Source organism: Alkalihalophilus pseudofirmus OF4 (genome assembly GCF_000005825.2).
Classification (GTDB): Bacteria; Bacillota; Bacilli; order Bacillales; family Bacillaceae_D; genus Alkalihalophilus; species Alkalihalophilus pseudofirmus.
Map to the genome: position 1 here is coordinate 1,748,945 of NC_013791.2, position 16,518 is coordinate 1,765,462.

Annotated in this window: 15 protein-coding genes; all 15 read right to left on the reverse strand. The window is 40.4% G+C overall.

Annotated features, from left to right (window positions below):
• Positions 1-18: 18 nt before the first annotated feature.
• The 15 genes from BPOF4_RS08795 to BPOF4_RS08865 all read right to left on the reverse strand — a co-directional run bounded on the left by BPOF4_RS08795 (position 19) and on the right by BPOF4_RS08865 (position 15,815).
• Entirely contained in the window at positions 19-1,245 is a 1,227-nt protein-coding gene (locus BPOF4_RS08795; protein ID WP_012958775.1) for an ABC transporter permease, read from the reverse strand.
• Positions 1,238-1,927, reverse strand: coding sequence for an ABC transporter ATP-binding protein (locus tag BPOF4_RS08800; RefSeq protein ID WP_012958776.1), 690 nt, complete (start codon positions 1,925-1,927; stop codon positions 1,238-1,240). Before BPOF4_RS08800 ends, BPOF4_RS08795 begins: the two co-directional genes overlap by 8 nt.
• Positions 1,911-3,116 (reverse strand): efflux RND transporter periplasmic adaptor subunit, encoded by a 1,206-nt coding sequence (locus BPOF4_RS08805; RefSeq protein WP_148229508.1) that lies wholly within the window; start codon positions 3,114-3,116, stop codon positions 1,911-1,913. The genes BPOF4_RS08800 and BPOF4_RS08805 overlap by 17 nt, the downstream gene beginning before the upstream one ends.
• A 163-nt stretch (positions 3,117-3,279) precedes the next feature.
• Complete coding sequence (locus BPOF4_RS08810) at positions 3,280-4,527, reverse strand: hemolysin family protein (RefSeq protein ID WP_012958778.1); 1,248 nt, start codon at positions 4,525-4,527, stop codon at positions 3,280-3,282.
• 115 nt (positions 4,528-4,642) lie between these two features.
• Entirely contained in the window at positions 4,643-5,065 is a 423-nt protein-coding gene (locus BPOF4_RS08815; protein ID WP_012958779.1) for a VOC family protein, read from the reverse strand.
• A gap of 86 nt (positions 5,066-5,151) precedes the next feature.
• On the reverse strand, positions 5,152-5,943 hold the full coding sequence (locus BPOF4_RS08820; RefSeq protein WP_238446498.1) for a hypothetical protein: 792 nt from the start codon (positions 5,941-5,943) through the stop codon (positions 5,152-5,154).
• A gap of 152 nt (positions 5,944-6,095) precedes the next feature.
• Complete coding sequence (locus tag BPOF4_RS08825) at positions 6,096-6,953, reverse strand: metallophosphoesterase (RefSeq protein WP_012958781.1); 858 nt, start codon at positions 6,951-6,953, stop codon at positions 6,096-6,098.
• Positions 6,954-7,292: 339 nt separating this feature from the next.
• Positions 7,293-8,078, reverse strand: coding sequence for an ABC transporter ATP-binding protein (locus BPOF4_RS08830; RefSeq protein WP_012958782.1), 786 nt, complete (start codon positions 8,076-8,078; stop codon positions 7,293-7,295).
• Positions 8,075-8,896 (reverse strand): ATP-binding cassette domain-containing protein, encoded by an 822-nt coding sequence (locus BPOF4_RS08835; RefSeq protein ID WP_012958783.1) that lies wholly within the window; start codon positions 8,894-8,896, stop codon positions 8,075-8,077. The genes BPOF4_RS08830 and BPOF4_RS08835 overlap by 4 nt, the downstream gene beginning before the upstream one ends.
• On the reverse strand, positions 8,893-9,732 hold the full coding sequence (gene nikC / locus BPOF4_RS08840) for a nickel transporter permease (RefSeq protein ID WP_012958784.1): 840 nt from the start codon (positions 9,730-9,732) through the stop codon (positions 8,893-8,895). Before nikC ends, BPOF4_RS08835 begins: the two co-directional genes overlap by 4 nt.
• Positions 9,732-10,691 (reverse strand): nickel ABC transporter permease, encoded by a 960-nt coding sequence (gene nikB, locus BPOF4_RS08845; RefSeq protein WP_012958785.1) that lies wholly within the window; start codon positions 10,689-10,691, stop codon positions 9,732-9,734. The genes nikC and nikB overlap by 1 nt, the downstream gene beginning before the upstream one ends.
• 68 nt (positions 10,692-10,759) lie before the next feature.
• On the reverse strand, positions 10,760-12,271 hold the full coding sequence (nikA, locus tag BPOF4_RS08850; protein WP_238446499.1) for a nickel ABC transporter substrate-binding protein: 1,512 nt from the start codon (positions 12,269-12,271) through the stop codon (positions 10,760-10,762).
• A 211-nt stretch (positions 12,272-12,482) separates the two neighbouring features.
• Entirely contained in the window at positions 12,483-13,016 is a 534-nt protein-coding gene (gene dcd / locus BPOF4_RS08855; protein ID WP_012958787.1) for a dCTP deaminase, read from the reverse strand.
• Positions 13,017-13,031: 15 nt separating this feature from the next.
• Positions 13,032-14,231 carry a GTP-binding protein gene (locus BPOF4_RS08860; protein ID WP_012958788.1) on the reverse strand — a complete coding sequence of 400 codons (1,200 nt, stop codon included), beginning with the start codon at positions 14,229-14,231 and terminating at the stop codon, positions 13,032-13,034.
• Positions 14,232-14,387: 156 nt separating this feature from the next.
• Positions 14,388-15,815 (reverse strand): aldehyde dehydrogenase family protein, encoded by a 1,428-nt coding sequence (locus BPOF4_RS08865; RefSeq protein WP_012958789.1) that lies wholly within the window; start codon positions 15,813-15,815, stop codon positions 14,388-14,390.
• Positions 15,816-16,518 lie beyond the last annotated feature (703 nt).

Genomic DNA, 16,518 nt, shown 5'->3' on the forward strand with positions numbered 1-16,518 from the left:
GCTAAAAAATGATGAGAATTATTCATACCTTAACGCATCGACAGGCTGCAGGTTTGAAGCCTTTAATGATGGTAAGATCCCAAATACAATCCCTACTAACATGGAAAAAATCAATGACCCAACAATAGCTGGAATCGAGATCATAAATGGCATATTAATAATCGTTGAAATGATCTTTGCAATACCGATCCCGCCGGCAATTCCTAAAATGCCGCCAATGCTTGTTAACACAATTGCTTCTGTTAGAAATTGCAGGAGGATGATATGACGTTTTGCACCAAGGGCCTTCTTAATTCCTATCTCTCGAGTTCGCTCTGTCACAGAAACAAGCATAATATTCATCACACCAATTCCGCCGACAAGCAGCGAGATACTTGCAATTCCCCCTAATAATAGAGCAAATGCCATGTTAAATGCGGCGATCTCTTCTGCAATGGCTTCTAAGTCCATGACATTATACATCGCCGTTTCCATATCTGCAGAAGACAAATCGCTATTTAGCAAATCTGCTGCAATCATCCCCGCTTCCTGGATATGTTTAGAAGACGTTGCTTGCACAGCAATCTGAGTCGGGGCATCAAATCCTTCGATAAACGGCCAAACCCCACGTGGAAAGTACATTTTTGGCTCAGTCCAACCCCCGTAAAACATGCTTTCCTCTGTCGTCTCTGTGAATATTCCTACTACGCGAAACGGGATCCCTTTGACTTCTATAAATTCACCAAGCGGGCTCTTATCTGGGAATAATTCTGTTTGAACATCTTCATTAATCATGACAACTTGGGCTGTTCCAGTTAGCTCATTTTCGCTGAGAGGTCTGCCTTCTACCATGGTGACAGGAAAAAGATCAAAGTAGGCTTGATCCACTCCAATTGCTCTTGGGTAGGAAAACTGCGTTAAATGAAAGGCAGGTGCATTCCATGATTCATGATACAAAGAAATTCCATTTACTATATCGAGGCTCTCGATTTGTGCAACGGTTTCTTCTTTTACTGGGGGAGCAGAAAGGTAGGATGAGGTATTATAATACCCTTCGCCTATCATACTCTGCTCCTCATACACGACGTTTATCGTATTATTTCCCATCCCAACTAAGTTGCTTTTAAGTGCCTCGCTCTGGCCTTCAATCATGGACACAATCGCAATGATTGCCGCAATCCCAATGATGACACCAAGCATAGTTAGTGTGGAGCGCAGCTTATGAGCGAAAATGGATTGAAACGATATTCGAATATTCTCAAGCACTTGGGATCGCTCCCTTCTCACTTACTAGTAATTCGCCGTCACGGATATAAACGACTCGATCCGCTTGATCAGCGACTTCTTGGTCGTGCGTAATCATAATGATCGTAACGCCTTCTTCATTTAACTCTTTAAATAGCTGCAGGATTTGTGCGCTGGACTTTGAATCAAGTGCTCCAGTTGGCTCATCGGCTAAGATAAATTTAGGCTCGTTCACTAAGGCTCGAGCAATCGCTACCCGCTGCTTCTGGCCGCCTGACAGACGAGTTGGCAGGAAAGAGACTCGATCACTCAAGCCGACCTTACTCAGCACTTCTAACGCCTTTTCTCTTCTTTCTTTCTTCTTTACTTTGCTGTAAATCATCGGAAGCTCAACATTTTGCAGAGCACTCAGCCTTGGCAGAAGGTGAAAGGTTTGAAACACAAAGCCAATTTGCTGGTTGCGAATATCAGCTAGCGCTCCTTCTCGACTTGCTAACACATCTGTTCCATCAAGTTGATAGATACCTGTTGATGGTTTATCAAGGCATCCTAAAATATTCATTAACGTCGATTTACCAGAACCAGACGGGCCCATAATGGCAACAAATTCCCCAGACTCAACAGTAAAATCGATATTTTTGAGAATCGTTACATCCTCTTTTCCTAGCTTGAAGGTTTTATAGATTTTACTCAAATGAATCATGGTAGATCGTAACCTTCTTTCCTTCAGTTACAGATGGATCTGGGTAGACTAAATAATCATCTAAAGAGATCCCGCTAACAATTTCGATTGTATAATCCTCTTCAAATTCAGCCCCTGTTTCTACGACTTGTTTCGTTGCTTCCTCTTCTTCATTAACTAGCCATACATAAGGTGCATCATCTTCAAATACCACAAAATCACGCATCACTCTTATGGCATCAGCCTCGCTGCTTGAATCTTCTGAGACAGGTTCTACATTCACATGAAAGCCGATTTCTAACCCGTCATGCTCCTCAATAAGCACGGTAAAAGGATAATTAGATGATTGGGGGTTAGACTCGCCGTAATAATCCATCATCGGATCCCCTTGGTCATTACCTACAGGCAGCTTCCCAATTTCAATAATTTTACCTAGCCATTCTTCCTCGCCGCCAGCTTTTTTGGTGATTTTCACCATTTGGTCAACGTCAATAGAATCTAATAAAAATTCATTGATCTGACTTTTAATTAGGTAAGAGCCTGTAGAAACGATTTGAATAAATGGACCGGGCACCTGTTCCATGCTAGCACCGTTCACCACATCTTCATTGATGGACTGCACAATTCCTTGGCTTTTGCTTACGACTGTTGTTGAATTTTCTTCCTCTTCCATACTAGCAATTTGCTTTTGCAGCTGAGCAGCTTCAAGGTTGCTCATGCGCAGGTCAAATGAAATTTGGTCAAGTTCTTCTTGGATTAGTTCTTTTTCCTCTTTATCCTGTGTTTCTTTAAGGCTTTTCTCTATTTTTTTCTTTTTCTTATCTGTTTGGTTGATCTGAAGATAAGACATCTCAAGCTGCATTTTTAGCTGCTCTAGTTCAAGGGTGGAAGAATCAAGCGGTTCATAGACAAAAAGTTCGGTTCCTTCATCAATCAAATCTCCTTCTTTTACGAAAATCTCTTCAATCTTCCCTTTTTCTGGTTCATAGTATATTTTTTCATGCTTTTCAGGCTCTACTTTTCCTGAAAAGGCGGATGAAGAATAGTCGTCATAATAAGTCATATTCGCTACTTGTTCCACCCACGGTTCATCTAGCATCGCATTGACTTCTCGATCAGTGGAAAAATATAAGCCACCTCCAATCGCAGCAGTTAAAGATACTGATAATGCGCAAATTCCTACAATTAATTTTGTCTTCTTTCTCATCATATGACCCCTGTTCTATTAGAAAATATTTCAAATTACTAGAAATATTATCTAGTATATATTAATAATTTACAATATATTTTTTGAAATGATATAGAACGACAAAAAAACCAAACAAGTTTCCCCTGTCTGGTTCTCATAATTTATCCTACTGGCACCTTGCAGCTTATCCTGCCGGGCTGACCTTTACCTTCTTCACCCTTCGATCTTCGCTGTCTGTAATGGTTAATTTCAATCCGTCATAAATTATTTCTTCATCTATAGTCGGTACATAATGAAACCTTTCCGTTAACCAGCCTCCTAGTGTATGATTTCGACTGTCAGGGAGCTCCACTTCAAGCATTCTTGCAAACTGATCAAGAGGATAGTCACCAAAAAACTCATACTCATTCGGGCCTAGCTCTGTAACATCTTTAATCTTTTCATCATGTTCATCCCAAATCTCGCCGACGAGTTCCTCGAGTATATCTTCAAGAGTAATGATGCCAGAAGTGCCGCCGAATTCATCAATCACAATCGCCATATGAGCACGGTCCTTTTGCAGCATCGGAAGGAGCTTCGCAATTCTTAACGTCTCAACGACAAAATACGGCTTTCGCATAATTGTCCTAATATCGGTTTCTCCATGTGTTACAAGGGCCGTGAGAAAATCTCGTTCAGATAAAATACCAATAATGTTATCAATCGTGTCCTCGTACACCGGAACCCTTGAAAAACGCTCCTTTATTAGAAGGGCAGTAATCTCTTCGATCTCAGAATTAACGTCTATGGCAACGAGCTCTGTTCTTGGTGTTTGAATTTCTACAACTTTAATATCGTTAAAATCAAGCGTATTGTGAAGCAGTTCCTTTTCATTTGGATCAAGGACACCTTCAGCATGACTTATGGTGAATATTTCTTTTAATTCTTCTTCCGTTACTGATGGCTCGGCCTCTGATTTTGCAACGTAACGGGTAGTGACCTCCTTTAATTTTACCAATAGCCATGTTACAGGTGTAAACAGCTTCATTAAAGCAAGTAAAATAACGGATATTTTCAGAGCAAAGGATTCCGCATTTTCTTTGGCTAATGATTTTGGCAGTACTTCTCCAAATACTAAAATAAGAATAGTCATCACAATCGTTGAAATCAATAGTCCAGTGTTGCCGCCAACAATCGCGGTAGCCACTTGAGCTGAAATCGTCGCAGCAGCGATATTGACTAAGTTATTACCGATTAAGATCGTTGAAAGCGCATGATCAAAATGCTGTGCAATATGATAAGCTTTGGCCCCGCCGCTTCTGTTTTCATCAGCATAACTTTTCAGCCTCATTTTATTCGCACTTGAGTAGGCTGTCTCAGCTGATGAGAAGAAGGCTGATAGGATGAGTAAGAAAAATAAGATAAGGACTAGGTGTAATGGGATTTCAGACAAGGTAAACCTCTCCCGTGTTAAAAAGTAGTAAGGTTATTTTGTCCCAATGAGGAAATGATCATGAATAAAAAAAGCATGCGTAAGAAGAATCCTCCTTAAACATGCTTTGTTACAGTTATTCTACTTCCGTTGTAATCTGCCAGCTCACGCCGAATTTATCAGTTACTTGTCCATATGACGGACTCCAAAACGTTTCCTGAAGCTCCATCGTAACATTACCGCCATCACTTAATTTGCTGAACACATCTTTTGATTTTTCAACATCAGTTAAAATCATCGCAATCGTTACTTGTGATCCTAATTCGTAAGGCTGCCCTGGGAACGTATCAGATATCATTAATCTCGTGTCCCCAACTTGTAAGGCTGCATGCATGACACGATCCTTTGCTTCTTCAGGCAATGAATATTCTGGATTAGGGGGCATGTCACCAAATGTCTGCACACCAATAAGTTCAGCATCAAACGCATGCTTGTAAAATTCTACTGCCTCATGACCATTTCCATTTGTTACAATGTACGGAGCTAATGCTTTAATCATGTGGACACCTCTTTATCATAGTATGTAAATCCGGAACATTTGTTCTGTTTAGTTTACCATATTTTAATCAATAAATGTATTCATTTTTACCGCCAATAGATCGTTTCATTCCCCCATACATATAGGAACCTGCCTCTCATAAATATAGGTCCATAAATTCGCTTGCCTTCTTTATCAATCATGTTTATTTTATCGCTGGGTGAGAAAGTTTTCTTGTTCAGTTTATAACGAGTTAATATTTGCCGATCTGTTTCTGCGATGAGGCCATATTCATCAAACATAAACTGATCAAAACCATCCGACCCTTTAACTTGATAGTGTAAAGCCTCTTGTCCGTTTGTTAAATGAACGAGATGTAAATCATCATAATAATGAAAGAAAACATTAGATGAATTAGTCACATTTAAACCGCAGCAGTCGGCCATATTATACCCTTGTGCTTCCCATACCTTTTCACCTGAAATAGAGAAGGATGCTAAACCACTGTGCCCAATCGGATCCTCCCAGCCGAAATTGCCGAAAATCCCTTCATCAAAATAACTAACCCAAATCGTATCATTCTCATCTATTTGCACAGTATTAATCCCGTCACCAAGTATAAAGGCATCAATCAGCTGTCCGTTCATATTGTATCTTCTTGCATTTCGTTCAACCCTGTCCCCAGCATTTTCGCAGCGTGATTGAACAAGCAAAATGGATCCGTCCTGAAAATGATCGATTCCAGTTGGTATGAGGGGAACATTCTTTAATTCTACCGTCTTCATTAATCCATCTTTAATGGTACGAATGATCCAAGTGTTTTTCGTAACTGGTCTCTTAAAATAGTCCAATTCAAGGACATCACTCTCAATTAAAAGCAACGTCCCATCTACTGTCACGTTGCCGCTGATAAAGTGTAACGAAGATTTGAAATCCATATTGTTATGTAACTGTAGCTTCTCTATTTTAATCACCTCAAAGCTATCAAATTATTTCAAAGTGTACTGTTTGCTTTAATGCTGAGCCATCACTTATTAATTTTATTGAGGCTTTATTCGTTTTTCACTGAATTAAGCTTCACTTCGATCATCTCAGGCCGATTAAATAGTCTGAGTGGAATAATACTATTCCCAAGGCCTCTGTTTACGATCATCGTGGTTTCATTCAACGTGTATGTTCCATCTGTATAATTTGGCAGCATCCCTTGACTTGGTGCGACTAGACCTCCTATAAATGGTAATCTTAGTTGTCCGCCATGAGCGTGGCCAGAAAACACTAAATCAATCGGGTAAGCTGCATAAAAAGTCAGCCACTCCGGTCTGTGTGAGAGGAGAATGGTAAAAGCATTCTCATCAGGAGCATTTGATAATGCTTGCTCAATTCCTCTTGTTAAGACTTCTTTTTCTTCGTGTGGGGATATTGCCGGGTCATCAACTCCTAATATTTGAATTGAATGAGTTCCCTGGGTAATCTCAGCTGCCGTGTTTCTCATCACTATTACGCCAAGGTCTCCAAGCTTCTCCTCAAGCGATGAAAAAGTCCCTGCCCACCACTCGTGATTTCCTGTCACAAAGTAGACAGGTGCACGCCTTACTAATTCCTGCATCAGTAAAAGACTTGCTTCTTCATCATAGTTTTTTGAGTCGATTAAGTCCCCTGTAAATACGATAAGGTCAGGCTTGGACTCATCGACTTTATCAAGCAAGCGCCTCTGACCTTTGCCAAATGATTTATTGTGAAGATCGGATAATTGAACGATTGTATACCCGTGAAATTCGGCAGGGATCTTGTCAGAGTCTATATGTATATCAGTTGTGGTAATGGAATTATTTTGAAACTGAAAAAAGAAGAGGATTAGTAGTGCCGTTAAAATGCTAATAGTAAGTCTCTTTATGATACGTTTTGTCAAGGGTTCACCTCAAATCAGACCAATCAAATCAGACCAATATTTGTTAAAAGTATAGTCTTTAATCAAGCGCAGCACAATAGTTTTTTTGTAACCTAACGCATGCTTTATGCGGCCGATTTAATTGTATTTTTTCATCCTGTTTATGCGTCAGTAAGAATGATAATTGAGCGCATTGCGTGAGCTATTGCGCCGGTTGTAGGCTGAATTGTGTCGATTGATTGTAATTGCGCCAGTTCAAGCAGGATATGCGTATGGATCGGGGGGGATTGTATACATTCGGCAGGTCATTGCGTCGTTGCACTAACAAGAAAAAACTGCCCCACGTCAGTACAGGGCAGTTCATGAAACGCTGGCAGCTTGAATTAGTGATTTCGTATAAGGATGGCGTGCCTCATCATAAAGTTCATCCCGTTTAAAGGTGTCAACCATTTCCCCGTTCTTTAACACAATGATTCTTGAGCATAAGTAATACACAGCACGAACATCATGGGAAATAAATAAGATTGACATATTGTGTTGATTTTGAAGTGCTTTTAGCAAGTCTAAAATCTGTTTTTGGACCGTGACATCAAGGCTGGCTGTCGGTTCATCACATACGAGTAAAGAAGGTTCTAAGCTGATAGCGCGTGCAATGCCGACTCGCTGTTTCTGTCCTCCGCTTAACTGATCAGGATACATCAGAGCCATTTCTTCTTTAAGCCCGACCATTTTCAAGAGGTCTCTTACGATTTGCTGCTCTCTTCTTTTTTTCGAAAAAGAAGAAACATCAGAATAAGAAGGATTGATATCAGGATAATTACTTAAAGGTTCCATAATTGACTGCTCTACTCGCAGTCTCGGATTAAGCGCACTCGTTGCATCTTGAAAAATCATTTGAACTTTTTTGCGGTAAGACGATATTAATTTGCGCTTCTTTTGATTTAAACTCTCACCGTCTAAAGTGATTGTACCGCTGGTAGCTGGCTCTATTCCAGTGATTATTTTTGCTAATGTACTTTTACCACTGCCGCTTTCTCCAAGGATTCCAATACTTTCCCCCTCTTGAATGGTAAAGGATATTTCTTTTAGAGCATGGACATTTTTATTATAGGTTCTTGAAATATTCCCTATCTCTACGTAGCTCATAAATTCCCCACACTCCTTATGTTGTGCTCAGTCTCACTTGGAGGAAGGGGCAAAATAGATGAATTCAGTTGTTTTGTATAATGGTGCTGTGGTGACTCTTTGATCTTACTTGATGGCCCTTCTTCAATAACTGTTCCTTCATTCATAATATAAATATAATCAGCTCTTTTGTAGGCCTGCGTCAGATCATGTGTTATATAAAGGACAGCACAGTTTGTTTGTTTTTGAACTCGTTCTAGATAATCTAAGACGATTTCGCCGCTGATCATATCAAGGGCAGAAGTAGCTTCATCACATATTAGTAATGAGGGTTTTAGCAGCATCATACATGCAATGGCTGCTCGTTGGATTTGACCTCCGCTCAGTTGAAAAGGGTAACTATGATAGACTCTTTTAGCAGGTAGATTCATCTGATCCAAAACGAAAAGCACCTGATCCTTTGCCCTTTTTCGACTGATTTTCTCATGACTTCTAAGGGTTTCTGCCATTTGACTGCCTACTTTAAGGTATGGTGTGAAGCTCCCGCGATAATCTTGGTGTATTAGGGCAATCTCTTTTCCTAGGAGGCCTCGCTTTTCTTTTACTGTCATTTCAGACATTGATTCTCCTTTAAACATTATCTTTCCAGACCTCTGAATAAGTCCTTCTGGAAGCAATCCCATAATTGATTTTGCAGTTAAACTTTTGCCGCTTCCGCTTTCTCCTATTAAGGCCGCTGTTTCTCCTCTGTTAAGACATACATTTATCTTATTCAATAAAGTCTGTTTATTTGAAACACCTACGAGCAGGTTTTCTATTTCAAGTAAAGCTGTGCTCATCCTTTCTCCCTCCTAGAAACCTGATTGATTCCATCTCCTAATAAGTTGAAACATAACACGGTAAACATAATGGCAAGCCCTGGATATACCATTAATGCAGGATGTACTTGAAAATAAGCACGTCCATCATTTAGCATGGCGCCCCATTCAGGAATAGGTGGTTGAGCTCCAATACCGATATAGGATAAAGCTGAAATCATTAAAATGACTTTACCAACATCAATAGCAGCCATAGAGACAAGGTCAGAGGATATATGAGGGATAATGTGCATTCGAATGATTTTAATTGTTCCTGAATTTGCTGCCTTCGCAGCAGTGATGAAATCCTTCTCTTTTTCTGCTAAAACTAACCCTCTTACTACACGGGTGTATGTAATCCATTTCACTAATATTAGAGCAATGACGATATTAGTTAAGCTAGGCCCGAGTATACCAGCTAAAGCGATCGCTAAAATAAAGTCAGGAAAAATTAAAATTCCATCAACAATTCTCATGAAAAATTGATCGATTCGACCACCAACATATCCTGATATCAAGCCTAAAGGTACGCCAATAGTAAGAGATATAAGAATCGTAGCCAATCCTAAACCAATAGTAATTTTCGCACCATACAGCATTCTCGATAAGACATCTCGTCCCAATTGGTCTGTTCCAAGCCAGTGTACCATTGAGGAGGATTGAAGACGGTTAGTCATATCAATAGTGAAAGGATCATGTGGGACGAAGAAGGAACCTAATATGGTTATCGTTAGCAAGATTAAACTCAAGCCAATTCCTATGAATAGACCTAAGTTCCGTTTGATTGATGTCCGTGGTCTGTTCAGAAGTGCCTCCATTACAGTCCCTCCTTTCCATACCTAATTTGTGGATTTAAAACGGTATATATTATATCTACAATTAAATTAGCTGTGACAACTAAGATTCCTATGACTAGAATATAGCCTTGAATGACCGGATAATCTCTTTGCATGACAGCTTGCACAATCAACTCACCCATCCCTGGCCAAGAAAATAACACTTCGACGACAGTAATTCCGCCTAAAAGACTGCCAATACTAAGGCCAAGCAATGTGACAATCGAAATAAGACTCCCCCTTAACACATGTACAATGAGGATTCTGCTTCTTCTAACGCCTCTTGCTTCGGCTGCTTCAATATAGGGGCTTTTGAGTGTGTGGATTAGTCGTTCTCTAAGCAGGCGAATATACATGGGTGCCATCGCAATACCTAATGTGATGGAAGGTAAAATATAATGAGAAAATGTTCCACGACCCATAACGGGAAGAATCCCCAGATGAAGAGAAAATAACTGGATTAACAGAAATCCAAGCCAAAAGCTTGGCATGGATGCACCTGCTAGAGCGATTAATCTGCTTAGCCTATCTGGCCATTTGTTTTCATAGATGGCACCAAGCATTCCTAAAGGTAAAGCAATTATAAATAACATGACTATCCCCCCTGCTGCAAGGCCAATTGTTGCTGGGAGTCTGGAGGTGATCATATCCATGACAGGGCGATTTGTAATTAATGAATCGCCTAAATCACCCCGTATCGCATTTGAGAGCCATTCTCGGTATTGAACAAGGATAGGTTGGTTAAATCCATAAGCCTCTCTTAATTGTTGCTCTTCTTCCAGGGTGACACCAACATCATCCACTTTTAAAATGGTCCTTATCGGATCTCCTGGAGTGATCTTCATTAAAAGGAACGTAACGAAAGAAAGCACTAAAATCATAATGATAAATTGCAGCAGCCTTGAGCTTACTACTTTTACTATTTGTTTCCACCAAGTCACATCTTCACTTCCTCTCCACAAAAACAGAAACAGTGAAAGTGCTTATTTCACACTTTCACTGCAAACGTTTATTCAACATCCAACGTGTTTGTAATTAAATAATACTCTTCAGAACCCGGCTTCCAGTTCTTAACACGTTCATTGACTCCTACAATAATATGAGGATGAAGGAGGAATGAGTGAGGAACTTCTTCCTGAATTACACTAACAGCTTGTTTCTTCAATTCATTACGAGTTTCTGGGTCAGCCGTTCTATTAATCTGTTGAGTTAGTTCGTTTAGCTTTTCAATATTGATCTGCCCAGGGTTTAGTCCACCATTCGGCAAGTATGCTACATTTAAGAAGTAACCCCCATCTCCTCGTGGTGCAGTAAGATTACTGTAAGTTGCAATGTCCCATTCATCTTGTTTTTCAAATAAATAGCTGTCAATATCTTCAATCGTTACAATATCAACCTTCACCCCTATATTAGCAGCTTCAGCCTGGAAGTACTGTGCCATTAATGGAAGCTCTGGTCTGCCTTGATACGTTGCAATGGTAAAGGAGAGTTCTTTTCCGTCTTTTTCAAGATTTCCTTGATCATTTTTAGTATATCCTGCCTCTTCTAACAGAGCTTCTGCTTGTTCTGGATTATAGTTAACTGTTAAGCTATCTCCTGCAAATGGAAAGTCAGGGTTAAATGGTCCACTGGCAGCTGTTGCATGTTCATTCATAATTTCTTCTACCATTACATCTCGGTTCACGATAAGGTCCAATGCTTTTCTGACTCTGTTATCTTGCAGCGGTTCAGATAATTGATTATAGAGCAGGAAATGTACTCGTAAGCTAGGCACGGATTCAACCCAATGCTCATTGCTTGATTCAATCGGATCCAGTGCTTCAGGAGGTAGATGGTAGGCGATATCTGCTTCACCAGACTGAAGACTTAATGCTCGTACATTAGCATCAGAATTAAATTTCACAGTTACTTCATCGAGCTTTGCTGGTGTAGCCCAGTACTCTTCATATTTATTAAGGTTGATTTCACTTTCTGATAGAAAACTTTCTATCTTAAAAGGACCAGTAGCAATTGGTTGTTCACTGATGTTATCAGCATCTGTCTTAATAATCGATGCATTTGTATGTACTAACTCACTAACAAAAGCTGGATAAGGTTCTTCATTTGTAAATGTAACTTCCATACCATCCGCTTCAATCGATTCAATTTTAAGCGCAGAAGCAACAGCGGCGTTTACTTCTACAGCACGTTCAAATGAAGCTTTCACAGCGTCTGCATCAACAGGTGTGCCGTCATGAAACGTAACTCCCTCTCTAATCTTGAATTTCCATGTCTTCTCATCTACCTGTTCGTACTCTTCAGCGAGCCACGGCTGGATCTCTAAATTTTCATCAATTTTTACTAGAGTTTCTGCAATCCCTGCACGAACTCCCATGAAATCTTGATGAGGATCAATGGATGAAGAGGCAAAGCTAAAAAGCATTGTTAAAGATTTTCGTTCCTCTGAATTTGTATCTGTGCTCGCATCATGTTCATTTGAGGATGTCTCCTCTCCCCCGCACGCAGATAAAAGTAATGACATAAAGGACAGGAATAAGATTGAATGTAAACATTTAAGGCCCATATAGATCTCCCTTTCACAAACTAAAATCGTAATAATTTCGATTTACATTGTATATGAATCCCTTCCTTTTGTATATATTTACTTTAGATTAATTTAAGCAGCTCTCACTACCTTTTTTCCTTTATTTCTTCTTGTTAATGAGGATGGTTTCCTGTGGAAATTGACCATTTTAATCCTTGTCATCAAATATTTTACTGTGTGTTGCCCCTTTTTGGTTAAGGTACTTCCCTCTGTATGGAACGCCTTCCTCTGTGACTTCTGCAAATACCAGCTGGCATATTCTTCTGCCGGGTATGAGTTCAATCGGCAATCGATTAGCATTGTATAATTCCAATGTGATTTGACCGCTAAACCCTGGGTCCACCCACCCTGCATTCTGAATAAACAACCCAAGTCTCCCTATTGAGCTTCTCCCTTCCACAAAAGCAGTTAACGTATTAGGCAGGTGGATTGTTTCGAGCGTGGTTGCAAGTAAAAAGGTTTGAGGTGGTAAAATGAGCTTGTTATCCTCAGGAATTATTTCGCGATACGATACGAGTTTTGTTAAAGACAATGTGTTCTCTTTATATTCATCAATTGTTAAAAAATGTGTTCCAAGACGCAAATCCAATGAAGCCGGCTGAATATGCTCTTTTTCAAAAGGGTCAATGCCCAATTCATTAGTCTCAATTTTTGTTTGGATTGTTTTGCTTGATAAAATCATTATGTCCCCACTTTCTTATGCGTTTTGAAGCTTCCATCGGAATGGATCTTCTAACTCGTCCCAGTCTGACATCAATTCGCTATCGGTTAGCAGGCACCTGTCTAATTCTTGAGTGATCTCATTTTCATCTAAATTTGTACCAATAAAAACAAGCTTTGTATGACGATCTCCGAATTCAGGGTCCCACTCATTCAGTAAATGAGGGTTCTCTTTAATGATCTGTTTTTTCTCTGCTTCAGGAAGGCTTGCTACCCAATATGACACCGGTTCAAATTGAACAGCGGGTCCTGCTTGTGACATAAGAATAGCAAGGTTATTTCTTGAGGCGCACCATGCGATTCCTTTAGCTCTTACAACATTTTCAGGCAAATTGTGGATCATATTATATAGTCGGACTGAATGAAAAGGCAATCTCCTGCTATAAACAAAGGATGAAATATTATACTCCTCTGTTTCAGGGGTATGAGCTTTGTGACCAGCTGTAAGCTCTTTAATCCATCCGGCAGATTGATTCGCTTTTTCAAAGTTAAATAGTTTTGTATTAAGTACTTCCTTAGGGTCGACTTTCGCCTGCATGGTTTTAATTAATTTTGCATCGGGTTGTAATGTGCGTAAAACCTTCTCTAATTTCTCCAGTTCATCCTCATCTACCAAATCACATTTATTTAGCAGGAGTACATCACAGAACTCTATCTGATCAATGAGTAGGTCAGCAATTTCTCGTATATCATCTTCCCCTAGAGATTCTTTTCGATCTAGAAGTGTTTCTCCAGAGCGAAAATCGTGCCAGAAACGGTTTGCGTCCACTACAGTAACCATAGTGTCCAGACGGTAAAATTCAGTCAGGTCAATATTAAGCTCTTCGTCAATATAAGAAAAAGTTTGTGCAACTGGTACTGGTTCACTAATGCCTGTAGATTCAATGACAATATAGTCAATATTTCCTGTTAGTGCCAGTTTCTTTACTTCGATTAACAGATCTTCCCGCAGTGTACAGCAGATGCAGCCATTTGACATTTCTACTAGCTTTTCATCTGTACGAGATAACTCGCCACCCTGTTTGACTAACTCTGCATCGATATTCACTTCACTCATGTCATTAACAATAACAGCGATTTTCAGCCCATCTCTATTCTGTAATAGATGGTTTAATAAAGTCGTTTTTCCTGATCCAAGATAGCCGCTTAAGACCGTTACTGGGATAATATTATTCATAATAGCCTCCTCTTATGTAAATCGTAATAATTATTATTTTCATAATATCTTGTCTGAGTTCTTCTGTCAAAACTCTAATTTAGGATACTAAACGTGATATTTACATCCTTTACCTCATAAAAAATACCAGCACAGTGTGTGCTGGTATTTTTCCATTTATGATTTTGGCATGCCATGTACTGATTTAACTTCTAAATATTCCTCGATGCCAAAGTCGCCCCATTCGCGGCCGATGCCTGACTCCTTGTAGCCGCCAAATGGTCCGTTAAAGTCTGTTTCGGCATTATTAACGACAATACGGCCGGCTCTAATACTAGAAGCAACGTAACTGAGCTGAACAGGGTCTTGTCCGACTACATAGCCTGCTAACCCGTATTTTGTATCATTGGCCTTCTCGATTGCATCTTCTACGTCACTATACGTAATGATTACAGATACTGGGCCAAAAATTTCTTCCTGTGCAATAACGGAATCGTTTGACACATCAGTGAAAAATGTTGGTTTCGCATAATAGCCAGTTGGTAATCCTTCAGGCTTTCCTGCTCCGCCGACAAGCAGTTTCGCTTCTTTTTCACCTTTTTCAATGTAAGATTGCACGGTCTCCCACTGATCCTTTGAGACGAGCGGGCCAGTTGCGACTCCTTCTTTACGAGGATCTCCGACTGGATAATTCGGAAGCAATTCAACGACCTTCTGTTCGAATTCCTCTTTCATAGATTCCGGAATCAATACTCTCGTCCCCGCTGAACAAACTTGTCCAGTATTTTTTGTGATATGGGAGATAGCAGTCTTCGCTGCCTCTTCCACATTTGCATCATCGAGCACGACAACAGGTGATTTGCCACCAAGCTCAAGTGCCACTTTCTTTTTCGTTTCCGCTGCTTTTTGCATGATCGTTTCTCCAACACCGCCAGAACCAGTGAAGGAAACGAAATCAATGTCAGGATGTGAGCTGATTCCATTTCCGATGACAGAACCTGAGCCATTTACAAGGTTAAATGCACCTTTTGGCAAGCCTGCTTCATGGATGATTTCAGCGACAATGATCGCAGCAAATGGTGTTTTTGATGCCGGTTTTAAAATGACCGGACTTCCTGCTGCAATGGCACTAGCAATTTTTGTGGAGAGTTGATTGGTCGGGAAGTTCCAAGGTGTGATCAGACCACTTACTCCAATCGATTCTTTTAAGAGGGTGTGTCCGCCTCTATCTTCTGAAAAAGAGTAGTCAGAAAGGGATTCGATAGCCTGTTTAAAGTGCCCGACCCCCATCGGATAATGAACCTCTTCAGAGACAGATAACGGAGCACCAAGCTCATCGGTCATCACCTCAATAAGCTCCTCTTTTCTCGCTTCATAGCCCTGAACGATCTTCTCTAACCATTCGATACGCTCTTCTTTTGTCGAACGTGAAAATGCTGGGAATACCGATCTTGCAGCTTTTACCGCTTTATCTAAATCTTCTTCCGTACCTGAACTGATTTTACCCATCACTTCCTCTGTTGCTGGATTAATGACTTCAATAACCCGAGAGCCAGTCGACTCTATCCATTCACCATTAATATAATGCTTCAGTTGATTTCGCATGGGAAAAACTCCTTTTTAGTATGTTGATGTTAAATTAAACTTCTAAAATACGTGTACAGCATGTATATTCCCAGCATGTTTGTTTTTTAAACAAATAACAAATGTACGTTAGTGGAAAATTGCCGCTCCTGAAATATGCTTCGCTTTCCGCGGTGAGCTGCTGAGATTCCTCGGGCTTTGGCCCTGTGGGATCTCAGCCTTGCTCTAGGCACCGCTCGAGTCTCCGCATATTTCATCTGCTAGGTTATGTGCTTTTTCAAGAAATGTTGTGAGATTGAGTAGGAAGTAAGCGCAGTTCTAATAACTATTGCTTTAATCTGCCTCAGCGTCTGTTAGGTTTAGAAGCTACTTATAATGAGTGAGCACTTTACAACATCTTTCCTCTGTTGATTGGAGCGGAAGGGACTCGACTCCTGCGGGATGTGCGTGGCCAGCGGGTACCCCACAGGAGCGTGCGACAAGGAGGCTTCCGGACCGCCCGCGGAAAGCGAGTCCCTGCAGCGGAGATCAACCATTATGGCAGGGGAGTTCATTTTTACATGGCTAGTAGGTATCCTGCTAGATCGTAGCGAGGAGGACACTCCCGGAATGACCGCAGTAGCGTGTGCCTGCAGCGGAAATCAACACCTAATGTTAGAAGAAATATTTTCATTGGTTTCACTGAATCCTATTACTCACAACACAAAAAAAGACAGGGACGCAT

Coding starts and splice junctions, on each gene's coding strand:
- BPOF4_RS08800 (WP_012958776.1), bottom strand. CDS start 1,927: ATGATTCATTTGAGTAAAATCTATAAAACCTTCAAGCTAGGAAAAGAG.
- BPOF4_RS08805 (WP_148229508.1), bottom strand. CDS start 3,116: ATGATGAGAAAGAAGACAAAATTAATTGTAGGAATTTGCGCATTATCA.
- BPOF4_RS08815 (WP_012958779.1), bottom strand. CDS start 5,065: ATGATTAAAGCATTAGCTCCGTACATTGTAACAAATGGAAATGGTCAT.
- BPOF4_RS08830 (WP_012958782.1), bottom strand. CDS start 8,078: ATGAGCTACGTAGAGATAGGGAATATTTCAAGAACCTATAATAAAAAT.
- BPOF4_RS08835 (WP_012958783.1), bottom strand. CDS start 8,896: ATGAGCACAGCTTTACTTGAAATAGAAAACCTGCTCGTAGGTGTTTCA.
- nikC (WP_012958784.1), bottom strand. CDS start 9,732: ATGGAGGCACTTCTGAACAGACCACGGACATCAATCAAACGGAACTTA.
- nikA (WP_238446499.1), bottom strand. CDS start 12,271: ATGTCATTACTTTTATCTGCGTGCGGGGGAGAGGAGACATCCTCAAAT.
- dcd (WP_012958787.1), bottom strand. CDS start 13,016: ATGATTTTATCAAGCAAAACAATCCAAACAAAAATTGAGACTAATGAA.
- BPOF4_RS08860 (WP_012958788.1), bottom strand. CDS start 14,231: ATGAATAATATTATCCCAGTAACGGTCTTAAGCGGCTATCTTGGATCA.
- BPOF4_RS08865 (WP_012958789.1), bottom strand. CDS start 15,815: ATGCGAAATCAACTGAAGCATTATATTAATGGTGAATGGATAGAGTCG.